This window comes from Streptomyces sp. NPDC050161 (genome assembly GCF_044460025.1).
Lineage (GTDB): Bacteria > Actinomycetota > Actinomycetes > Streptomycetales > Streptomycetaceae > Streptomyces.
Window position 1 is genome coordinate 1 of sequence record NZ_JBITJM010000022.1, and the last position, 21,548, is coordinate 21,548.

General features: G+C 72.9%; 19 protein-coding genes. 9 read left to right on the forward strand and 10 right to left on the reverse strand.

Going from position 1 to position 21,548, the window contains the following annotated elements:
* The 4 genes from ACIBK8_RS28725 to ACIBK8_RS28740 all read right to left on the reverse strand — a co-directional run.
* The coding region (locus ACIBK8_RS28725; RefSeq protein WP_399044826.1) for a HAMP domain-containing protein at positions 1–525 on the reverse strand (525 nt) is incomplete at its 3' end.
* Positions 526–926: 401 nt separating this feature from the next.
* Positions 927–1,517 carry an RNA 2',3'-cyclic phosphodiesterase gene (thpR, locus tag ACIBK8_RS28730; RefSeq protein ID WP_399044828.1) on the reverse strand — a complete coding sequence of 197 codons (591 nt, stop codon included), beginning with the start codon at positions 1,515–1,517 and terminating at the stop codon, positions 927–929.
* A gap of 115 nt (positions 1,518–1,632) precedes the next feature.
* A complete protein-coding gene (locus ACIBK8_RS28735) occupies positions 1,633–3,066 on the reverse strand; it encodes an MFS transporter (RefSeq protein ID WP_399044830.1) in 1,434 nt (477 codons plus the stop codon).
* Between the two features lie 30 nt (positions 3,067–3,096).
* Positions 3,097–3,534, reverse strand: coding sequence for a MarR family winged helix-turn-helix transcriptional regulator (locus ACIBK8_RS28740; protein WP_393687539.1), 438 nt, complete (start codon positions 3,532–3,534; stop codon positions 3,097–3,099).
* A gap of 130 nt (positions 3,535–3,664) precedes the next feature.
* Between ACIBK8_RS28740 and ACIBK8_RS28745 the strand changes: the two genes are divergently transcribed.
* Positions 3,665–3,880: a ribbon-helix-helix protein, CopG family gene (locus ACIBK8_RS28745; protein WP_393687540.1), complete on the forward strand. Its 216-nt coding sequence runs from the start codon at positions 3,665–3,667 to the stop codon at positions 3,878–3,880.
* 9 nt (positions 3,881–3,889) lie between these two features.
* Here the strand turns inward: ACIBK8_RS28745 and ACIBK8_RS28750 are convergent, their stop codons facing one another.
* Positions 3,890–5,356 (reverse strand): NCS2 family permease, encoded by a 1,467-nt coding sequence (locus ACIBK8_RS28750; RefSeq protein WP_393687541.1) that lies wholly within the window; start codon positions 5,354–5,356, stop codon positions 3,890–3,892.
* A gap of 252 nt (positions 5,357–5,608) precedes the next feature.
* Between ACIBK8_RS28750 and ACIBK8_RS28755 the strand changes: the two genes are divergently transcribed.
* The gene (locus ACIBK8_RS28755; RefSeq protein ID WP_399044833.1) at positions 5,609–5,875 is read left to right on the forward strand and encodes a DUF2530 domain-containing protein; all 267 of its coding nucleotides are present in this window, start codon (positions 5,609–5,611) and stop codon (positions 5,873–5,875) included.
* Between the two features lie 56 nt (positions 5,876–5,931).
* Positions 5,932–8,334, forward strand: a complete 2,403-nt coding sequence (locus ACIBK8_RS28760; RefSeq protein WP_399044834.1) for an HAD-IC family P-type ATPase — start codon at positions 5,932–5,934, stop codon at positions 8,332–8,334.
* A gap of 27 nt (positions 8,335–8,361) precedes the next feature.
* Here ACIBK8_RS28760 and ACIBK8_RS28765 read toward each other — a convergent pair whose 3' ends face one another.
* From ACIBK8_RS28765 to ACIBK8_RS28775, 3 genes are all read right to left on the reverse strand, one after another.
* Positions 8,362–9,450, reverse strand: a complete 1,089-nt coding sequence (locus ACIBK8_RS28765) for a phosphotriesterase (RefSeq protein ID WP_399044836.1) — start codon at positions 9,448–9,450, stop codon at positions 8,362–8,364.
* The gene (locus ACIBK8_RS28770; protein WP_399044837.1) at positions 9,447–10,541 is read right to left on the reverse strand and encodes a DMT family transporter; all 1,095 of its coding nucleotides are present in this window, start codon (positions 10,539–10,541) and stop codon (positions 9,447–9,449) included. Before ACIBK8_RS28770 ends, ACIBK8_RS28765 begins: the two co-directional genes overlap by 4 nt.
* Before the next feature lie 71 nt (positions 10,542–10,612).
* Positions 10,613–11,380 (reverse strand): glutamine amidotransferase, encoded by a 768-nt coding sequence (locus ACIBK8_RS28775; RefSeq protein WP_399044838.1) that lies wholly within the window; start codon positions 11,378–11,380, stop codon positions 10,613–10,615.
* A gap of 29 nt (positions 11,381–11,409) precedes the next feature.
* On the opposite strand from ACIBK8_RS28775, the gene ACIBK8_RS28780 reads away from it, so the two are divergent.
* The 3 genes from ACIBK8_RS28780 (at position 11,410) to ACIBK8_RS28790 (ending at position 13,801) form a co-directional block, all read left to right on the forward strand.
* Complete coding sequence (locus tag ACIBK8_RS28780) at positions 11,410–12,627, forward strand: LacI family DNA-binding transcriptional regulator (protein WP_399044840.1); 1,218 nt, start codon at positions 11,410–11,412, stop codon at positions 12,625–12,627.
* A gap of 81 nt (positions 12,628–12,708) precedes the next feature.
* Entirely contained in the window at positions 12,709–13,509 is an 801-nt protein-coding gene (locus ACIBK8_RS28785) for an SDR family NAD(P)-dependent oxidoreductase (protein ID WP_399044841.1), read from the forward strand.
* A gap of 103 nt (positions 13,510–13,612) precedes the next feature.
* Positions 13,613–13,801, forward strand: coding sequence for a hypothetical protein (locus ACIBK8_RS28790; protein WP_393687550.1), 189 nt, complete (start codon positions 13,613–13,615; stop codon positions 13,799–13,801).
* A 21-nt stretch (positions 13,802–13,822) separates the two neighbouring features.
* On the opposite strand, the gene ACIBK8_RS28795 is transcribed toward ACIBK8_RS28790, so the two are convergent.
* A complete protein-coding gene (locus tag ACIBK8_RS28795) occupies positions 13,823–17,125 on the reverse strand; it encodes a sacsin N-terminal ATP-binding-like domain-containing protein (protein ID WP_399044984.1) in 3,303 nt (1,100 codons plus the stop codon).
* Between the two features lie 287 nt (positions 17,126–17,412).
* The gene (locus tag ACIBK8_RS28800) at positions 17,413–18,327 is read right to left on the reverse strand and encodes a DUF3027 domain-containing protein (protein ID WP_393687551.1); all 915 of its coding nucleotides are present in this window, start codon (positions 18,325–18,327) and stop codon (positions 17,413–17,415) included.
* A 432-nt stretch (positions 18,328–18,759) separates the two neighbouring features.
* Here ACIBK8_RS28800 and ACIBK8_RS28805 point away from each other — a divergent pair, with 432 nt between their 5' ends.
* The 3 genes from ACIBK8_RS28805 (at position 18,760) to ACIBK8_RS28815 (ending at position 21,538) form a co-directional block, all read left to right on the forward strand.
* Complete coding sequence (locus tag ACIBK8_RS28805; RefSeq protein ID WP_399044986.1) at positions 18,760–20,157, forward strand: MFS transporter; 1,398 nt, start codon at positions 18,760–18,762, stop codon at positions 20,155–20,157.
* Between the two features lie 123 nt (positions 20,158–20,280).
* Positions 20,281–20,784, forward strand: a complete 504-nt coding sequence (locus ACIBK8_RS28810) for a hypothetical protein (protein WP_393687552.1) — start codon at positions 20,281–20,283, stop codon at positions 20,782–20,784.
* Between the two features lie 49 nt (positions 20,785–20,833).
* A complete protein-coding gene (locus ACIBK8_RS28815) occupies positions 20,834–21,538 on the forward strand; it encodes a futalosine hydrolase (protein WP_399044844.1) in 705 nt (234 codons plus the stop codon).
* The last annotated feature ends 10 nt before the right edge of the window (positions 21,539–21,548 follow it).

Here is a 21,548-nt window from a genome sequence, read left to right on the forward strand (position 1 = left end):
CAACTCATCATCAGGACCACCCAACTCGATCCGACGATGCAGATCCGAACCAGCCACCCGCTGCGCCGTACGCGTGATCCGCCCCAACGGCGACAACACCCGCCCCGCCATCGCATAACCGAACGCGAACGCCACAATCGTCAACCCCAGCAACGCCAGCAGAGAACGATTGAGGAATGCGTTGAGGGCGACGGTCCGTTGCTGCTCAAGGCAGTCGTTCACCGCGGCGTTGACTTCGGAAAGGGAGCCCGCCGAACCGAGGGAGGGGCACCCGACGCTGTGAACCTTGATATCGGTGCCGAACACCCTCAGAGAGGGGAAACCGTCTTCGAGAGCGTTGGCGATCAGGATGTAGATGATGACGAGCAGCACCACGCCCGCCATCAGGAACATGCCGCCGTACAACAGCGTGAGCCGTATTCGGATGGTCGGCCGCACCCGGGCGAAAGGCCGGCCGGACCCGGATGCCGACTGCGTGGACCCCGTGGTGACGGTCGGCGGCACGGAGGAATGCGGAGGCGTCATCACCGATCAGCCTCAGCAGACGAAAGCGGACAAGACAGGTAATCTCGATATGCCTAAGCTCCGCATTACTGATCCCCTCTCAGGCTGCCTACCGCAGAATGGGTTTGTTATTCCCCCATCCTGCCCAGACGGGTCGTAAACCGGTGGTAAGGCTTTCGCTCGCCGAGGCCGGGCACGACACGTTTCCGTCACGGGCGGGCCGGAGCGCATTGAGGCGGACGGTGCTGTCGGCGAAGCTCTCGTCCGGTGCCTCCCCACGTCCCCGGCACCGGACCGACGGGTCAGCGAAGGGCCGCCGCCACAACGACGACGATGAGCAGCACGGCGAGCAGGCCGGACATGATCCGGTTCCGGGTTTTGGGGTCCACCCTCTGAGCGTAACCGGGGCCGGTCCGAACGCTTCAGCGACCCGGTCCGCCGGGGGTGTGCCCGCCGAGCGGCCAGGTCATCACCGTTTCGTAGTGCGGCTGTTTTCCGGCGACGCCAGGGATCGGCGGGTGGCTGCGGACGAGGGCCAGCGAGCGCACCGTCCAGGGCGTGCCGGCGAAGGTGTCGAGGGCGGCGGCGAACGGGGCGAGGGACAGGCCGGGGGTGCGGTTCCTGGCGAGGGTGAGGTGGGGGGTGTAGCCGGGGCGCTCGTCCATCGTCAGTCCGGCCCGGCGGCCGGCGGCCGACGCCGAGCCCGCCAGTTTCCGCATCGCGGCCAGTTCCCCGTCGGCCCCGGCCCACAGCACCCGGTCGGCGAACCGTCCGCCGCCGAAGATCCGCAGCCCGTACGGGGCGTGCCGGTGCGCGGCCCGCGCCAGCCTGGCGTGCAGCTGCGGGATGACCTCGTCGGCCACCTCGCCGTAGAAGGCGAGGGTGAAGTGCCAACTGTCGTGGCCGGCCCAGCGCAGCCGGCCGGCGTCCGGCAGGGAGCGCAGCGCGTCGACCCGGCCGGACAGCTCGTCCATCGCGGACCGGGGCGGGAGCACGGCGGCGAAGAGTCTCACCCCGCCAGTCTCACCCGGTGGCCGGGCCCGGCGCACGGTGTTTCCCGGTACCGGCGGACCACGGCCCCCGTGCCGCGCGGGGCGGTACGGGGGCCGTGCGGTCGTACGGCTGCGGTCAGGCGGCCGTGGCGAGCGACGCCTCGCCGGACGCGGGGACGCGCGGGACGAACGCCACGTGCCGGTGCCCGCGGCGCAGGTCTATCTTCAGCCGCAGGCCGCCCGCGCGGGCCAGGATGAGGCCGATGAGGACGGCGGCCAGCAGCGAGATCAGGCCGCCGGACAGGAAACCGACGCGGGCGCCGAAGGTGTCGGTGATCCAGCCGACGACCGGGGCGCCCAGCGGCGTACCGCCGACGAAGACCATCATGAACAAGGCCATCACCCGGCCGCGCATCAGCGGGTCGGTGGCCATCTGCACGCTGGAGTTGGCGGTGACGTTGATCGTCAGGCCGACCACGCCGATCGGGGCGAGCAGCACGACGAAGATCCAGAAGGACGGCGCGAGCGCGGCGGCCATCTCCAGGACGCCGAACACCACGGCGGCGCCGACCAGCAGCCGCAGCCGGGAGGACGAGCGCCGGGCCGCGAGCAGCGCGCCGACCAGCGAACCGGCCGCCATCAGCGAGTTGAACAGGGCGTAGGTGCCGGCGCCCTGGTGGTAGACGTGGTACGTGAACGCGGTCAGCCAGATCGGGAAGTTGAAGCCGAAGGTGCCGATGAAGCCGACGAGGACGATCGTCCAGATCAGGTCGGGGCGCCCGGAGACGTAGCGCAGGCCCTCGCGCAGCTGGCCCTTGCTGCGCGGCACCCGGTCGACCTTGTGGAGTTCGGCGGTCCGCATCATCAGCAGCCCGGCGATCGGCGCGAGGAACGAGACGCCGTTGAGCAGGAACGCCCAGCCGCTGCCGAACGCGGTGATCAGCGCGCCGCCGACGGCCGGGCCGATGAGCCGGGCGGACTGGAAGTTGGCGGAGTTGAGGCTGACCGCGTTGCGCAGGTCTTCCTTGCCGACCATTTCGACGACGAACGCCTGGCGGGACGGGTTGTCGATGACGGTGACCAGGCCGAGGACGAAGGCGACCAGGTAGACGTGCCAGACCTGGATGTTTCCGGAGAGGGTCAGGACGGCGAGGGCGAGGCCCGTCATGCCCATCGCGGACTGGGTGAACAGCAGCAGCTTGCGCTTGGAGAACCGGTCGGCGATGACGCCGCCGTACAGCCCGAAGAGCAGCATCGGCAGGAACTGGAGGGCGGTGGTGATGCCGACCGCCGTGGACGAGCCGGTGAGGCTGAGCACCAGCCAGTCCTGGGCTATGCGCTGCATCCAGGTGCCGGTGTTGGACACCACCTGGCCGGTGGCGAAGAGGCGGTAGTTGCGGACTCTCAGCGAACTGAACATGCCCTTGCGCGGTGCGGCGGCGGGGCCTGCGGTGCTGCCCGGGGCGGCGCCGGGCGTACGGCCTGCGGGGGCCGCGGTCGCGTCGTCGGAAACCGTGTCCTGCGGGGAGTTCGGTGCGGGGGCGGAGTCTGCTCCGGATCCCGTACTCAAAGTGGGTTCGCCTCCTCGGCCTCGGTGTCGCTACAGCTGTGCGAGTTTCTCCAGCACGGGCGCGGCGGCCCGCACCTTGGCCCACTCGTCCTCGTCCAGCCCGGAGGCCAGCTCGGCGAGCCAGGCGTTGCGCTTGCGGCGGCTCTCTTCGAGCATCGCCTCTGCCTGTTCGGTCTGCGTGACGACCTTCTGGCGGCGGTCGTCCGGGTGCGGTTCCAGCCGGACGAGCCCCTTGGCCTCCAGCATGGCGACGATCCGCGTCATCGACGGCGGCTGTACGTGCTCCTTGCGGGCCAGCTCGCCCGGGGTGGCGTGGCCGCAGCGCGCGAGGGTGCCGAGCACCGACATCTCGGTGGGGCTCAGCGACTCGTCGACCCGCTGGTGCTTGAGCCGACGGGACAGGCGCATCACGGCGGACCGCAGCGCGTTCACAGCGGCAGCGTCGTCGCCACGGGACAGTTCCGGCATGTTCGTTAGCATAACTCATTACCTTTTCTAAGGAAAGCCGCTGGGCAGACGGCCGCCGGGATCACCCATACGAGTGAGGACGCGCCGGAAAGGGACGCACCTGACCGGCCCGCGCGGGGACCGTGTCCTCATGGGATCGCGAGTGCTCAGCCTGCGTGTGGACGGGGAGCTGCTGGAACGCATTCAGCAGCACGCGGCGAAACGCGGAATGAGCGTCCAGGACTATGTCGTCCGGACGCTCATTCGCGAGGATTTCGACGAACGCTTCAAGACGTCCGTCGACGAGACGGCGCGGCTGGGCGGCTGGGGGCCCGACCCCGAGGGGTCACCCGCCACGCCGCCCTAGGCCGCCGGCTCAGGAGCCGAGCAGCTGCTCGATCGGGTTGAGCAGGAAGTACACGAGGAAGCAGAGCCCCACGACGTCCAGCAGCCAGGGGATCTCCTTGAAACGGCCGGTCGCGCTGCGCAGCAGGATGAAGGCGAGCACGCCGATGCCGATGCCGTTGGTGATGCTGTAGGTGAACGGCATCGAGATGATCGTCAGGAACGCGGGGATGCCGACGGTGAAGTCGCCCCAGTCGATGTCCCGCACGTTCGCCGCCATGATCAGGAAGCCGACGACGATCAGCGCGGGGGTCGCGGCCTGCGCGGGCACCACCGTCGCCAGTGGCGTGAAGACCAGCGCCAGCAGGAAGAGGCCGCCGGTCACCACGTTCGCCAGGCCGGTCCGCGCACCCTCGCCGACACCGGCGGTGGACTCCACGAAGCAGGTGTTGGCCGAGGCCGAGCCGACGCCGCCGGCCGCGACCGCGATGCCGTCGACCATCAGGATCCGGCCCATGCCGGGCAGGTTGCCGTTCTCGTCGGTCAGCCCGGCCTCCTCGCCGACGCCGATGATGGTGCCCATCGCGTCGAAGAAGCCGGACAGCAGCACGGTGAAGACGAACAGGCAGCCGGTCAGCACGCCGACTTCCTTGAAGCCGCCGAACAGGCTGATGTGGCCGATCAGCCCGAAGTCCGGGGCGCCGACGATCTTCTCGGGCACGTTCGGGACCGCGAGGCCCCAGGCGGCGTCGGGGATGTCGGCGACGGCGTTGATGACGATCGCGACGACCGCCATCACGACCATGCCGATCAGGATCGCGCCCTTGGTCTTGCGGACGACCAGCATGAACATCAGCACCAGGCCGAGCACGAAGACCAGCACCGGCCAGCCCTTGAGCTGACCGCCCTGGCCCAGGCCCATCGGCACGGTGGTGTGCGCGGCGTCCGGATTGCGGCTGACGAAGCCCGCGTCGACCAGGCCGATCAGCGAGATGAACATGCCGATGCCGATGGCGATGGCCCGTCGGAGGCCGCCCGGGATCGCGTCCATCACCCGCTGCCGCAGACCCGAAGCGACCAGGATCATCAGCACCAGACCGGCGAGCACGACCATGCCCATCGCGTCCGGCCAGCTCATCTTGGGCGCGAGCTGGAGGGAGACCACGGCGTTGATGCCGAGACCGGCGGCGATGGCGATCGGGACGTTGCCGATGACACCCATCAGGACGGTGCTCAGACCGGCCATCAGCGCGGTCGCGGTGACCAGTTGGGCGTTGTCCAGGTGGTGACCGAATTTATCGACACCGGCGCCGAGGATGATCGGGTTCAGCACGATGATGTACGCCATCGCGAAGAACGTCGCCAGCCCGCCCCGCAGTTCGCGGCCGACCGTCGACCCTCGCTGGGAGATCTTGAAGAAGCGGTCGAACCCGTTCTTGGGCGGGTGACCTGGGCTCTGAAGAGCACTTTCGACCGGAGTGGTGGCCGAGGACGACATGCGGGGACCTCAGTAGGACGGGCCTGGTGGAGGCGGGGGCGGCCCGGTGGACCCGGGTCAATGGACGAACCGAACGAACCGGAACGACTTGTAGGAATCAACGATCCAAACCAGTCAGATCCGGAAAGGTTCAGTATGAATAAACAATTCATTGATCGCTATCTCCGCGCGTAGAACGCTGCGCCACCTGGTCCCATCCCCGGCCAGCTGCCGCCGGAAGGCCCGCCGCCCGCGCCCCGTAAACTGGGCGCCATGTGGAAGAAGTCCGAACTGCGCGAGGCTCCGGCGCCTCTTGAGGGCCCCGTCGTCGGCACGATCACCGGCGGCACCATCATCTGGTTCGTCCTCTTCCTCGGCCAGCTGCCCTTCTACAGCTGGTACGCCGACGCGGGACACGCCTGGTGGGTGTGGACGTGCCTGGCCGGCGGCGGCCTCGGCCTGCTCGGCATCTGGTACGTCCGCAAGCGCGACGCCGCCATCAAGCGCGCGGCAGCCGCCGCAGCCGCGGACCCCGCCTGACCCACCGCTCCCCGCCCAGCGGGTGAGGTGCGCCCCGCGCCCGTACCGTCGAAACCATGACGCAGCGGGCGAAGACCGACATCGGGGAACCCGGGCCGGGCGGCCGGCCCGTCCCCGCCACCGCCCACCGCGGCCTGACCGCGTCCGAGGTCGCCGCGCGGGTGGCGGCGGGCGAGGTCAACGACGTCCCCGTACGGTCGTCGCGCTCGGCGACGGAGATCGTCCGCGCCAACGTCTTCACACGGTTCAACGCCATCATCGGCGTGCTGTTCGTGATCATCCTGATCGTCGGCCCGATCCAGGACGGCCTCTTCGGCTTCGTCATCGTCGCCAACACCGGCATCGGCATCGTCCAGGAACTGCGCGCCAAGAAAACCCTGGACAACCTCGCGGTGATCGGGGAGGCGCGGCCGACGGTGCGACGGGACGGGACGGCCGCCGAGATCCCCACCGCCGAGGTCGTCCTCGGTGACGTCATCGAGCTGGGGCCCGGCGACAAGGTCATCGTCGACGGCAAGGTGCTGGAGGCCGACGGGATGGAGGTCGACGAGTCCCTGCTGACCGGCGAGGCGGACCCGGTGCTCAAGCGGCCGGGCGAGCCGATGATGTCCGGCAGCTTCGTGGTGGCCGGCGGCGGCGCGTTCACCGCGACCAAGGTCGGCCGCGAGGCGTACGCGGCGCAGCTCGCCGAGGAGGCCAGCCGCTTCACCCTGGTCCAGTCCGAACTGCGCACCGGCATCAGCCGGATCCTCACGTACGTGACGTGGATGATGATCCCGACCGCGCTCGGCCTGATCTTCAGCCACCTGTTCACGCTCCACATGGCGGGCGACGACGCGGTGCGCCGGATGGTCGCCGGGATCGTGCCGATGGTGCCGGAGGGGCTGGTGCTGCTGACGTCCGTCGCCTTCGCGATCGGCGTCATCCGGCTCGGCCGCAAACAGTGCCTGGTCCAGGAGCTGCCCGCGATCGAGGGCCTGGCCCGGGTCGACGTGGTCTGCCTGGACAAGACCGGCACGCTGACCGAGGGCGGCATGGACGTCAGCGCGCTGCGACCGCTGAACGGCGCCGACGAGGGCGCGCTGCGGCAGGTGCTGGGCGCGCTCGGCGGGTCCGACCCGCGGCCCAACGCCTCGCTCCAGGCGATCATCGAGGCGTTCCCGCCGGACGCCGCCTGGCGGTGCACCGCAGCGCTCCCCTTCTCGTCGGCCCGCAAGTACAGCGGCGCCACGCTCGACGACCCGGCGGGCGAGAGCGCCACCTGGCTGCTCGGCGCCCCCGACGTCCTGCTGCCGGCCGGCGACCCGGCGCTCGCCGAGACCGCGGGACTCAACGCCCAGGGCCTGCGGGTCCTGCTGCTGGCCCGCTCCGACCGCGCGCTGGACGACCCGGCGCTCGCGCACGGCGTACGGCCCGCGGCGCTGGTGGTGCTGGACCAGCGGCTGCGTCCGGACGCGCACGCGACACTGGCCTACTTCGCCGACCAGGACGTGGCGGCCAAGGTCATCTCCGGCGACAACGCGGTCTCGGTGGGCGCGGTGGCGTCCCGGCTCGGGCTGCCGGGCGCCAACGCGCCGGTGGACGCCCGCGAGCTGCCCGCCGACCGGGGCGCCATGGCCGGAGCCCTGGAGGACGGCGCGGTCTTCGGCCGGGTCACCCCGCGGCAGAAGCGGGACATGGTCGCAGCGCTCCAGTCGCGCGGCCACCACGTCGCGATGACCGGCGACGGCGTCAACGACGTGCTCGCGCTCAAGGACGCGGACATCGGCGTGGCGATGGGCTCGGGCTCCGAGGCGACCCGCGCGGTGGCGCAGATCGTGCTGCTCAACAACAGCTTCGCGACGCTGCCTTCGGTGGTCGCCGAGGGGCGGCGGGTGATCGGCAACATCACCCGGGTCGCCACGCTCTTCCTGACCAAGACCGTCTACTCGGTGCTGCTGGCGATCCTCGTCGCCTGCTGGCAGATCCCCTACCCCTATCTGCCGCGCCATCTGACGCTGCTGTCCACCCTGACCATCGGCGTCCCGGCGTTCTTCCTGGCGCTCGCCCCCAACAAGGAGCGCGCCCGGCCGCACTTCGTCCGCCGGGTGATGCGGTACGCGATCCCGTCCGGCCTCATCGCCGGCACCGCCGCCTTCGCGACGTATCTGCTGGCCCGGCAGTACTACTCGGGTCCTGACGCGCTGTCCGCCGAGACCAGCGCGGCGACGCTGACGCTGTTCCTCACCGCGATGTGGGTGCTGGCGATCATCGCCCGCCCGTACACCTGGTGGCGGATCGGGCTGGTCGCGGCGATGGGCGTGGGATTCCTGGTGGTCCTGGTGACGCCGTGGCTCCAGCGCTTCTTCGACCTGCGGCTGGTCGGTACGACCCTGCCGTGGGCGGCCGTCGGCATCGCGGTGGTGGCGGCGGTGCTGCTGGAGCTGGCCTGGCGGTGGGCGCGGCGGACGCTGCCCTGAGACCGCCGCCGGACCGCAGCGCCGCCGTCAGGCCGTCAGCAGCCGGGCCGGGTTGTCGCGGAGCAGCGCGTCCAGGACGGCGGGCCCGGTGCCGCGGGCGGCGAGCATCTCCCGGAAGACGGTGGGGGCGTAGGCGAAGCCGTTGCCGCCGTGCTGGGTCCACATCTGCTTGAGGAACACGTCGTGGCTGAGCAGGAGTTGACCGGCGTGGCCCTGCTCGATGAGGCGGGTGACCGCGCCCGCGGTGACGGACGGGTCGGGCGACGCGCCCTCCTTGGGGAAGGTGATGTCCATGCCGACCATGTCGAACTCCAGGTACACGCCGCGCTCGGCGACCGACCGCTGGTAGCCGGGGTCGTCGGACGACGGGTCCATGTGGGCGAGCGACACCTTCTCGGGGCGTACCCCGACCTCGGTGCAGACCAGGTCGAGCACCTCGTGGGCCCGGCGCTGCCAGCCGGGCAGGTGGATGTTGAGGGCGACGGCGGGGTGGGCGAGCTGGGCGAGCGCGGCGGCGCGCAGCGAGGCGCGTTCGGCGTCGGTGAAGTCGGGGGAGACCCCGATCTCGCCGATGATGCCGGGGCGGATGCCGGTGTCGCCGACGCCGTGGGCCAGCTCCGCGGCGATGGCCGCCGCCTGGTCGTCGACGGTGCGTGCGGTGATCCGTTCGCCCTCGAACTTCTCCAGGTAGGCGCCGCAGCCCATCACGATGTTCAGGCCGGTGCGCTCGGCGAGGGTGCGCAGCCGCTGCGGGTTGCGGCCGATGGCGGGGCTCGATGTGGCGTCGACGACGGTCCGGCCGCCGAGCGCGGCGAACGCCTCGATCTCCGCGACGACCGCGTCCACCGGCTTGTCGGCGATGTTGTCGGCGCAGCAGTACGGGTCCTGGCGCAGCGCCCAGGCGACCGGGGCGGCGACGGGCGCGTCGACGAGGGCCGCGGAGAAGGGGTAGCTGGGCGGGTCGAGTACGCCGGAGAGGTCGTTGAAGAGGTGCTCGTGCGGGAGGACCAGCCCGAGGTCCGCCCGGCCGACCGGGCCGGTGACGGTCTGCACGGCGGGTCCTGCGGCCGGTGTTCCCGCGGCCCGTGTCCCGGCCGCCCGTGTCCCTGCGGTCATGACGCGGCTCCGTCCTCGGTCGCGGGTACCGGCACCGTGCCGCCCTTGCGGGAGGGCAGCATGCCGATGCCCGCGGCGATCAGCGCGAGAAGAGTGCCGATCAGGGTGGCGATGTGGACGGCGTGGCCGAGTGAGGGGATGGCCCAGTCGAGCGCCAGCGAGCCGACGAGCTGTCCCGCGGTGGAGGCGAGGCCGAGCAGCAGCAGGCCGAGGCCGCGCACCAGCAGGGCCATCAGTGCGATGGAGAGCAGTCCCAGCGGGCCGCCGAGGTAGAGCCACCAGTCGCCCGGCAGCGAAAAGGTGACGCCGCCGGTGGCCGCGCGGACGCCGTAGGCGACGAGCAGGGCGCAGAAGCCGACGAGGAAGTTCCAGCCGATCGAGACCAGCATGGAGTCGGCGGTCCTGGCGACGGCCGCGTTGCCCGCGGGCTGCCAGCCGGCCAGCAGGCCGCCGACGAACGGCATCACGGCCAGCGCGACGGCGTGCGGGACCTGGAAGCTCGGCGAGATCACCACGATCGTGGCGACGATGGCGAGGATCGCGCCGGTGGCACGCGGCAGCGTGAACGGCTGCTTGACGTCGGCGGTGACGCCGAAGCGGTCGCAGATGATGCCGGAGACGACGAGTCCGCAGATCAGCGCGATCTGGAAGGTGGCGACTCCCAGCACGCCGACGGTCACCCCCTCGGAGAGGACGATGACGGCGCCGCACAGCCCCGCGGCGTAGTTCCACCACGGGAGGGTGCGGGCGCGTATCTGGCCGGGGATGGCGAGAGCGGCCCCGCGGGTCGCGGGGCGGGCGCCGACGATGACGGCCATCAGGACCAGGCCGACGCCGAAGGAGACCAGGGCGGCGGCGTGGCCGTCGCCGAGCGACTGGCCGAGCTTGCCGTTGACGGCCGACTGCATCGGGCTGAGGGTGCCGGCCAGCACCGTGGCGACCACCAGCAGGACGGTGGCGGTGCCGCGGGCCGCGGCGCCACCGGGTCCGGTGCGGGCCGGTGTTCCGCCGCCGTCCACGCCTTCGGGACGGCTGCCGCCGGGTGCTGCGGGGTGGCGGGCTCCGGGGTCCGCCGCAGGGCTGCTCTTCACTGTCCGACCGTGCCTTTCATCGTCATTGATGGGAGGAACCGGATGTTCCGCAGGGGCGGGTCAGCGCCCCCTCAGTGTCGGCCCGACCGGCCGGGGGTGTCTGCGAGCCAGGTCACGGCCTGGTCGAAGAGCTTCTGGTAGCCGTCCCAGGCCAGGAATTCGCGCGGGGCCCAGTGCGGCGAGATGTCGGATGCGAAGGCGAGCGTGCGCCCGGCGCCCTCGTTGCGTACGGCGAGCAGCGGGCGGTCCTCGACGGTGGCCAGGACGGTGGCGTCGTCCTTGGCCGTCAGCCGCTGGTAGCCGAGGAGGATCGGCCACTGCGCGTCGAGGCCATCGGTGACCGGGTGGTGCTCGGCGGTGAGGGCGCCGTTGACGCCTTCGGGGGCCTCGACCCGGTCGTCGTACGGGAGGATCGAGACCGGCAGGACGTCCTCGACGGCGGTGCCGTGGTAGTTCGCCTTGGCCTGGAAGCCCTGGAAGCTGAGGTAGCCGCCCGCCATCATCAGGCCGCCGCCGTTGCGCACCCATTGCGCAAGGAGCTTGAGACGGTTGGGGAACGGGCGGCCCTCGTTGAAGACCACCGGCGGCAGCAGCAGGGTGTTGGCGCCGACGTCGGAGAGCAGCACGACGTCGTAGGCGTCCAGCTTCTCCTCGGTCTCGGGGAAGTCGGTGGCGACCGCGTGCGAGGGCATGTGCTCGACGTCGTGGCCGGCCGCGGTCAGCGCCTCGACCAGGCGCTCGCAGCCGATCTCCAGCCGGGTGTGCGGGAAGGCGTCGTAGCCCTTGTAGTCGGTGACGGCATTGATCCAGGACTCCCCTGCGATCAGCACGCGGGCCATGAGGTACCTCCTCGGTGGAGCTTTGCGCAATGTTGCGCAACTTGCGCACGGAACGTTTCCACGGCCCCTGGAAGCTGTCAATACCCCCCAGGGGCACCCGGTTCCCCGCCTCTCCCCCACCCGCCGTCGATCACGGCGGTATGCTCGGCAGCGACCGCCACCACGTGCAGGAACCCGCGGCCCCACCGGATCGGGGGCCGTCGTCGGAAGGAACCGGGATGACGTTGACCCGCGTTGCGCAACACGCTGGTGTATCGGTGTCGACGGTGTCGCGCTACCTGCGCGGCCAGCTCAACGTCCAGCCCGTCACGGCCGCCCGGATCGACGCGGCGGTCAGCGAACTCGGCTACCACGCGCCCGCCCCGCAGCCCGCCGACCGGGCACCGGCGACCGGCACAGGACTGATCTCGCTGGTCCTGCCCGACCTGGTCAACCCGTACTTCGCCCAGCTCGCCGACGCCTTCACGGCGGCTGCGGCGGCCCGCGACATCCCGCTGCTGCTCGGCGTCAGCGGACGGCACGACGAGCGCGCTGCCCGCCTCAACCGCCTGCTGTCCGCCGCCGGTTCGGTGGCCGGGCTGATCTACGTCGGGATGCGGCGCACCAACGAGGACGTGGACCGGGCCATCGACGAGGGCCTGCCCGTCGTGATCATCGACGAGGAGCTGGAACTCGCCGAAGGGCGCGAGGTCGACACCATCACCGTCGACAACTACGGCGGCGCCTACCAGGCCACGTCCTACCTCGTGCAGCTCGGCCACCGCGCCATCGCCCACGTCGCGGGCCCGCAGGAGCTGTCCACCACCCAGGAACGCAAGCGCGGCTATCTCGACGCGATCCGCGACGCCGGTCTCGACCCGGCCGGCCAGCTGGTGCTGCACGGGCCCTACACCGAGCAGTTCGGCGCGAGCACCTTCCCGTATCTGCACCGCGCGGGCACCGCGCCCACCGCGGTGTTCGTCGGCAGCGACATCGCCGCCGTCGGCATGCTGGCCGCCGCCGAACTGCACGGCCTGCGCATCCCCGACGACCTCTCGGTGGTCGGCTGCGACGGCATCCGAGTCGGCCAGTGGCTGCGCCCCAAACTGACCACCCTGGAACAGCCCACCGCCGAACTCGCCGCCACCGCCCTGGACGCACTCACCGCCCGGATGGCGGGCAACGGCACGAACGTCCGCAAGGTCCTGCCGCTCCAACTGGTCGTCCGCGGCTCGGCCGCCGCGCCCCCGGAGCCGTCGGCGGGGTGAAACCCGGTACGGCTCCGCCGGGCCCATCCAGGTACTGCTGATGCCTGGATGGGCGGCGCGGACCGGCGCAGACTCGACGTCATGAACCACACACCCGAGAACCCCACTTCGACCCCCGCCGCCCCTGGCCTGCTGGCCGGGAAGGTCGCCTTCGTCACCGGTGCCGGGCGCGGCATCGGCGCCGCCGCGGCGCGGCTGTTCGCCCGGGAAGGCGCCCGGGTACTGCTCGCGGCCCGCACCGAGGCCCAGTTGAAGGCGGTGACCGAAGAGATCAGGGCGGCGGGCGGCACCGCGGATCACGTGGTGTGCGACCTGGCCGACGCGGACAGTGTGCGCGCCGCCGTCGACCGCGCCGTGGAGCTGTACGGCCGCCTCGACGTCGCCTTCAACAACGCCGCGACGGGGGTACCGCCCGGCCCGCTCGACCAGGCGCAGGAGGCCGACTTCGACCACGCCTACACCGTGAACCTCAAGGGCCCCTGGCGTGCCATGGCCGCCGAGGTCGCCGCCATCCGGGCCACCTCCGGAACCGGCGCCATCGTCAACAACTCCAGCGTCGGCAGCCTGCGCGGCAACCCCGAACTGCCCGTCTACGGCGCCTTGAAGCGGGCGCTCAACAGCCTCACCGAGTCCGCCGCCGTCACCTACGGACCGGAGGGCATCCGCGTCAACGCCATCGCCCCCGGCACCACGCTGACCGAGATGGTGCGCGAGTGGGACGAGCGCTCCCCCGGCGTCATCGAGCGGCTCAACGCGAAGACCCCGCTGGGCCGCGCGGCCGACCCCGACGAGGTCGCCCAGGCCGCCGCCTGGCTCCTCAGCGACCGCGCCTCCTACGTGACGGGCACGGTCCTGCGGGTCGACGGCGGCATGCGGGCCTGAGCCGGAGCCGACGGCCGTTCGCCGCCCCGCGCCGTATCGGCCGGGTCACAGAACCCGCCCCGGCGTGGCGCCGTCCCGCCGTGACCCCCTAGGGTCCGTGCCCATGGCATTCACACCGGGGGACCTCACCCACGAGGTACTGGCGCGCTCACATCACTTCAGCCACTACCACTCGTCGCACGGCTCGTACGGCGGCAGCAGCGGCTCCTTCCAGTGGTGGGAGTGGCTGATCGTGCTGGTCGGCGGCGGCGTGGTCATCTGGAGTCTGATCAAGAAGTTCAGCTCCCGCTGACCACGGCGCCCGCCGCACGCCTCAGTCGAACCAGCGGGCCTGCGCCAGTTCGTCGCCCCGGTCCGGCTCCTCCAGCAGCGCCGCGACCTCGAACCGGCGCGGCCACTGGCCCGCCGCCCAGGCCAGCCCCGCGGCGACGCCCTCAAGCGTCGCCGCGTGCAGTGTGCCGTCGGCCGTCAGCCGCCAGTCCAGCTCACCGGCCGCTTCGCCCTCGCCGACGAGCAGCTCCTCGTGCTCCGTGTACGCGTCCGGCGTACCGGCGCCGAGCAGCACCCGCACCGCGTCGGGCACCTCGCGGCGGACGCCTTCCGAGCGGACCTCGGCGTCCACCACCTCGCCGAGCCGCCGTACCTGGAGCAGTTCGGCCAGCTCGGCGGCGCGGGCGGGGCGCACCGGCAGCAGCGCCCGGCCGGCCGCCAGCGGCATCAGGTCGGGTGCGTCGGCGACGACGGCGTCCGCCGCGTCCACCACCCGCACCTCGCCCGCCGCGGTGCCGCCGGCCGCCGTCGGCGGTGCGTGCACGACGGCCCGCAGCTCGTCGGGGAGCGTCACCTGTTCCGGGTCGAGTTCGGCCAACGCGCCGTACAGGGCGTGCAGTTGGGCCGCGCCCACGGGCAGCTCCGGGTCCGCGAGGCGGGCCAGCAGCTCCGCGGCCCCGCCCGGCTCGTCCAGCAGCGCGGCGACCGAGGTCCGTACGCCCAGCGCCCGCAGCACCTGCGCGTCGACCTCACCGGCGTCCGCCGACTCGTACAGTCCCGCCAGCAGCGGATCGCCGCCGGCCGACCGCAGTCCGGCCGGGCGCCGCCCGTCGAGGACCGGGTGCCCGCGCAGCCACCAGGCGGCGTAAGGGCGCACGGACTCGGTCGTGCCGTCCGGCAGCAGGACCCGCACCGGCGCGGTCAGCGCGTCGCGCAGCGGCGGCTTGGACAGCATCGCCAGCGCCTGCGGCCAGGCATCGTCGTCGACGAGGTCCAGGTCGCGCACCGCGACCAGTTCGGTGACCACCGGCGGCACCGGGGTGTCGGGCAGCGTGTCGAGGATGTCCTCGCACCACACGTCGACGGAGTCCAGCAGCCCGGCGTCGTCCGGCTCGGCGAAGTCGCCGTCGCGCGGCTCCAGTTCGTCCGGGTCGAGGACCACGTCCGTGGCCCGCACCAGCGCGAACTGGGCCAGTACGCCCACCGCGGTCAGCGGCTGCTCGCCCCAGCGTTCCGCCAACTCGGCGTCGCAGGCGGCGAGTTCACCCGCACGGATGACCCGCTCGAAATCGCTTCCCGGGTAGACCAGTTCACCCGCGGGTGCCAGCTCACCGTCCTCGTCGGGCAGCGCGAGCGCGCCCAGCCACGGCTCGTCGCCCGGCGCCAGACGCGCGTCCCGCACCAGCGCGAGCACCGTGTCCGCCACCGCGTCGGCGCCCAGCGGAGCCCCGACGCCGTCCATGTCGTCCGCGAAGACGTCGTAGGCGTCCTCGTCCGCGTCCAGCGAGTTCGCCACCGCGGCCCGCACCTGAGGTGTCGTCAGCACGGCGCGCGGCGAAGCGGGCAGCGCACCCAGCTTCTCCAGCAGCGGATGCACCGCGTCGGGGTGCGCGACCTTCAGGCCGAGCCTGGCCAGCGTGGCGTAGCGCGCCGCGGCTTCACCCTCCTGGCCGGCGGCCTCGCCCGGCAGCGGCAGCAGGACCTGGCGCGGCCCGATCGTGGTGCGCACCGTCTCGCCCGCGCCGCCTGGGCGCCGCCCGGCCTGGCCCGCCAGCGGAACCGGCAGACCGCTCAGCCGGTCCGGGTCGGTACCGGCCAGCGCGTCGTAGAGCCGCCACCACCAGCCGGGGGTCCGCTCGACACCCGCCAGCCGGTCCACCATCTCGCTCAGCGGCACCCTGGCCACGCCCAACGCCCGCAGTTCGGGCCGCCGTTCGAGCCCGGCGGGCAGCAGCGTCGGGAACAGTTCGGCCAGCACCCCGACGGTCCCGGCGCCCGCGCCCTCCAGCACCTCGGCGTCGACCGGCCGCAGCCCGTGACGCTCGTCGCCGTCCACCGGCTCGTCCCAGCCTGCGTCCGCCGCCACCGGCTCGTCCGCGTCGGCGGGCGCCCCCGCGCTCGGCAGGAAACGCACCCGCGGCAGCAGATCGAGGATCCGCCCGCGCAGCGCACCGTCAAGACCGCCCTTGCCCAGCGGGCCCGGCACCAGGTCGAGGGTGCCGACCGACACCGGCCGCCAGTCGCCCAGCAGCGTCGCGTACGCGTCGGCCGCCCGCTCCACCAGGAAGTCGGTCAGCGGTCCTGGCGCGACGTGCCGCCGGGTCGGCTCCAGCGGGAAGGACGCGATCAGCAGCGCGGGCAGCCCCATCGGCTCGTCGGTCGGCGTCGGCGCGTGCACCACGGCCGCCGTACCGGGCCGCACCGGCGCGCCCTCGTCGTCCACCGGCACCGCCCAGGTCACCGACCACACCGGCCGCAGCCGCTCCTCGACCGGCCGGTCGGCGAGCAGCGCGGGCTCCAGCGGGCCGCCGTCGCTCGCCACCCGCCAGCGGGTATCGCCCCGCTCGCTGTCCTCGATCAGGACCAGGTCCGCGTCCTGACGCCGCCTCAACTCCCGTACGCCGTCCGGGGTTTCGATGACAACCTCGGCGAGGCCGGGCAGCGTCAGCAGCAGCGCCGCGTCGACACCGGCCAGCAGCCGCTCGGCGAGATCCTGCGCCGCGCCGTCCCGCAGCGGCAGCACCACAGCGGTGTCGTACCCCTCGGGCGCGCCGCCCTCAGCGGGCAGCGGCAGCCGCAGCAGCGGTACGTGCCCGTCGCGGCGGCGCAGCTCGCCGCCGAGCCCCGGACTGTGCGCCGCGACCTCCCGCGCCAGCTCCCGCGCCTCGGCCAGCGACCAGCGGACACCGCCGGTACGGCCCACCAGCGCGGGCTCGTCGCTCACCGACAGCACGGCCGCGAATCCGACGCCGAACCGGCCCACCGCGCCGGCCGCCACGCTGCTCTCCCGCTTCGCCGAAGCCCGCAGCGTCGACAGCGACTCGACGCCGGTGGCGTCCAGCGGCGCACCGGTGTTGGAGGCGACCAGCACCGCGGGCGCGTCGCCGTCCGCCGGGTGCAGGGTCAGCCGCAGCCGGCCCGGTACACCGGCCCGGCCCGCCGCGTCCGCCGCGTTCTGCGCCAGCTCCACCGCGAGCCGGTCGCGGTAGCCGCCGAGCGCGAGGTCCTCCTCCGCGTTGGCGTCCTCACGGAACCGGGCGGGCGATGCGGCCCAGGCATCCAGCACGCCCCGCCGCAGCCGCGCGGTCCCGAACGGGTCGGCCCCCTCGGTCTCCCCGCGCACCATTGCCGTACCGGTCACTTGGCTCTCCCTCAAAGGCGGTCTCTGTCCCGACGGTAACCCCACGTCGGCGTCCGGCCCGCCGTACGGGCCGCCTGACGGCGGGGTGGGGTGCGGGGCGCGGCCCAGGCGGGTGGTGGGTTCCGGCGGTGGGGTCGGTGGGGTGGGTCTGTGGACTGCTTCGCTTTACGTCCTCAGACCCACCCCACCGACCCCACCGCCTCCCGTGGACAAGGGGCCGCGCCCCTCTGGGGGGGGATGTGTCAAAAAACGGGTGGAGCCGACAGTGCCGGCTAGCTGTGACCCAGTTCCTCGGCCGGGCCGGTGTCCTCGACCGAGCCGCTGTCGCGCTCGGGGCGCAGGGACAGGGCGTCGACGATCGTCTCGTCCACCACCGGGGCCGCGGGGCGCGGCGGGGCCGGCATGACGGCGGCCTCGGAGTGGCCGCCGCAGCCGTACGCCAGGGAGACGACCCGGCCGTCCGCCGGGGAGAACTCGTTGGCGCAGACGCCGAACGCCTGGCGCAGGGATCCGGCGAGCGGGGTCAGGAAGCCACAGGACACGCAGGTCGCGGGCGCGGCCTGGGCCATCGGGGTCTTCGCGCCGTACGCCTCGTCCCAGCGGTCGGCCGCGACGTGCAGGCCGTAGCGGGAGAGCACCCGGGCGCGGCGCATGCCAAGTTCCTCGGCGACGGCCGCGATGCCGCCGCGCTCCGGTGCGGGCTGGACCGCGGGCGATCCCGGCACCACGTCGGCGTCCTCGGCATCGGCGACCTCGGCCACCTCGCCCGGCACGGCCCTGGCGACGGCGGAGTTCGGCGGCGGGACGTCCTCACCGGTGTAGCCGGGCTCCAGGCGCAGGTCCTCGGCCTCGGTGGGCAGCAGGTCGCCAGGGCCCATGTCGCCGGGGCGCAGCCGCTCGCTCCACGGCACCCATTCCGGGGCGAGGAGGGCGTCGGGGCCAGGCAGCAGGACCGACTCGTCGAGCGTGACGACCTTGGCGCGGGAGGCACGGGCGACCGTCACCGCCCAGCGCCAGCCGCGGTAGCCGGGCTCCTTGCAGGCGAAGAGGTGCGTCACCACGCGGTCCCCGTCGGCGACCGCGTCGATGTGCTCACCGACCATGCCCGGCAGCGCCGTCTCCTCCGCCGCCGCGCGGGCAAGGTCGACCGCCTCGGCGCACAAGCGGTCGGGGGTACGGCTTCGCATCGCAGCACTCACAAGAATCGATTCTCTCTTCCACGCCGTCTCACGAGTGCGCCAGCCGGAGCTGTCCTGTCCTGTCCGGACGACCGGCAGGGCCGGGGCGGGCGGAGCGGACCTGGGGACCGCGTCGACGTCCGCGCCCGATCGCTTGGGTCGAGCGCACCTCTTACGACCCATTCTGCGGGATCGCGCAAAGGCGCGCGGCCAAGAACGACCGCCGGTGGCGCGCTACACACGCTACCCCTTCCATCGTGGACGACCCCTCGGCGGGAGCGGCAATTGTGATCGGCGACCGCCGTCCCCGGTGCCGCGCCCTGCGGGACGGCGGTGACACCTGGCGTGAGAAGGCGGGGAAACCACCATCTCCTGGGCGAGTTCGGGCAGTATGGCCAGGTGGCTGCCGCAAGGGCGTCGAAGGTGTCGAAGACATCACGGGTGTCACGGGCATCGACCGCGGGCGGGAATCGAGGCAATCGGGCCCGCCGGGCGGGCCGGGCGGCCGGCCGCCTGCTGCACCGCCCGTTCACCGGCGCGGCCCGCGGGTTACGGCGCCTCACCCACGCGCACGGCGCGGGCGAGTCGGGCCTCGGCAAGCTGATCGAGCTGCACGCGGTGAACTCGGCGGGCGACATGATGATCACGGTCGCGCTGGCGTCGACGGTGTTCTTCTCCGTGCCGACGGACCAGGCGCGCGGCCGGGTGGCCCTCTACCTGGCGGTCACGCTGGCCCCCTTCGCGCTGCTCGCGCCGGTCATCGGGCCGCTGCTCGACCGGATCCCGCACGGCAGGCGGGCGGCGATGGCCGGCTCGATGCTGGCCCGTGCGCTGCTGGCGGTGACGATGTCGGGCGCGGTCGCGGACGGCGGTCTTGAGCTGTATCCGGCGGCGCTGGGTGTGCTGGTGGCGTCCAAGGCGTACGGGGTGGTGCGCAGCGCGGTGGTGCCGCGGCTGCTGCCGCCGCGCATCTCACTGGTCAAGGCCAATTCGCGGGTGACGCTCGCCGGGCTGCTGGCGACCGGCGCGGCGGCGCCGGTCGGGGCGGGGCTGCATCTGATCGGCCCGCCGTGGCCGCTTTTCGGCGCTTTCGTGGTGTTCGTCGGCGGTGCGTTCCTGTCGTTCACGCTGCCGCACAAGGTCGACTCCGGGAAGGGCGAGGCGCGCGCCCGGCTGACGGCGCGGGAGGAAGAACGGGAGGAAGGGGCGGGCCCGCCGCGCTCCCGGCGGCCCGGCCTGCGGACCGTGGGCCCTTCGGTGCTGCACGGCCTCCAGGCCAACGCCGCGCTCCGCTCGCTCTCCGGCTTCCTGACGTTCTTCCTGGCCTTCATACTGCGCGAGCACCCGCTGGCCGGGCTCACTCCCGCGACCTCGCTCGGCCTGGTCGCGGTCTGCGCGGGAGGCGGCAACGCGCTGGGCACCGCGGTCGGCGCGTGGCTGCGGGCCCGCGGCCCTGAGCGGATCATCGCGGCGGTACTGGGGGTCGCGCTGACGGCGACGGTCGTCGCTGCGGTCTTCTACGACCTGCTGGCGCTGGTGGTGGTCCCGGTGGCCGCTGCCGCCGCCGGTCTGTGCCAGGCGCTGGCGAAGCTGTCGCTGGACGCGATGATCCAGCGCGACGTGCCCGAGCAGGTGCGTACCTCCGCGTTCGCCAGGTCGGAGACGGCGCTCCAGATGGCGTGGGTGGTCGGCGGTGCCATCGGGATCGCGCTGCCGCTCATCGGGATGCTGGGGATGGCGGTGGCCGCGGCGCTGGTGGCGGCCGGCGTGCTGCTGGCCGTGCGGGGGCTGCTGAGCGCGGCGCGGCGGGGCGGCGGGGCGGGGCCGCGGGTGGTGTGAGCGCCCGCGGGCGGGCGGCGGGGCGGGGCGGGCACGGCGCCGGATCCGCGCATCCGGTCGGGCGCGGCACGGCACGCCGCACCCGGGCGTGGTGTGCGCCGGGACGCCAGATAGCCTGCCCGCATGACCGCTGCGTTGATCTCCCGGGGCAAGGGCCGCCGTGCCGCTGCCGCCGTCGGTGCCGTTTCCCTGGGTCTCATCACCCTCTCCGCCTGCGAGAAGCCGACCGATCTGGCGACCGTGACCGTCGGTTCGTCGACGATCACGGCCGAGGCCACGCCCGGCTGCGACGGCGAAGGAAAGATGCTCGACAAGAAGCAGGTCGAGTCCTGCATCACCAAGAAGGGCGACAAGACCCTCACCGTCCACCCCGGTGAGAAGGTCCGCGTCGGCGTGGAGCCCGACGTCGCGAAGTCCGGCTGGATCGTCATCGGCGGCGGCCCGGTCATGCGCGAGCCGAGCAAGCAGACGTACCGCACCTTCGACGCGGACACCCTGTTCATGCAGCAGAACCCGCAGACCGGTCAGACCACCTACACCAAGTCGGTCACCCTCCAGGTCGCGGAGCTGGGCGAGGGTCAGGGCCCCAAGACCATGTGGCACTTCACGCTGAAGCAGAAGGACTGAGCACGCTGACCGGAACCGGGGAGCGGCGGCGCGCCGTGCGGGCCTTCTGATGCGGGTACTGGTCGTCACGGCGGTGGCCGCCGAGCGCGACGCGGTGTGCGCGGCGGGCGGTCCGTACGAGGCGTACGAGCTGCCGGGCGGTTACGCGCTGCACCGCCCGTCCGGTGACCGGTCGCCGGCCGTCGACGTGCTGGCCGCCGGGGTCGGCCCCGCGGCTGCCGCGGCGGGCACGGCCACCGCGCTGACCGCCGCTGCCCTGTCCGGCGCCCCCTACGACCTGGCCGTATCGGCCGGTATCGGCGGCGGTTTCGCGCCCGCGGCGCCGCTGGGTTCGCTGGTCGTCGCGGACGAGATCGTCGTCGCCGACCTGGGCGCCGAGACACCCGACGGCTTCGCGCCGGTCACCGCGCTCGGCTTCGGGACCGTGGCGCACCGCCCCGACCCGGCGCTGGTGCGGGCCTTCGCCGCCGCGTCCGGCGCGGCGACCGGTCCGGTGCTGACCGTTTCGACGGTGACCGGCAGCGCGGAGCGCGCCGCCGAGCTGGCGGCCCGTCATCCGGGCGCGCTGGCCGAGGCCATGGAGGGCTTCGGCGTCGCCGAGGCCGCCGCCGCCCACGGTGTGCCGGCCGCGGAGATCCGTGCGGTGTCCAACGCCGTCGGCCCGCGCGACCGCGACGCCTGGCGGATCGGCCCCGCGCTCACCGCGCTGACCGGCGCGTTCGGCGCGCTGCCCGGCGCCCTGAGCGCCCCGTGACACCCCGGCC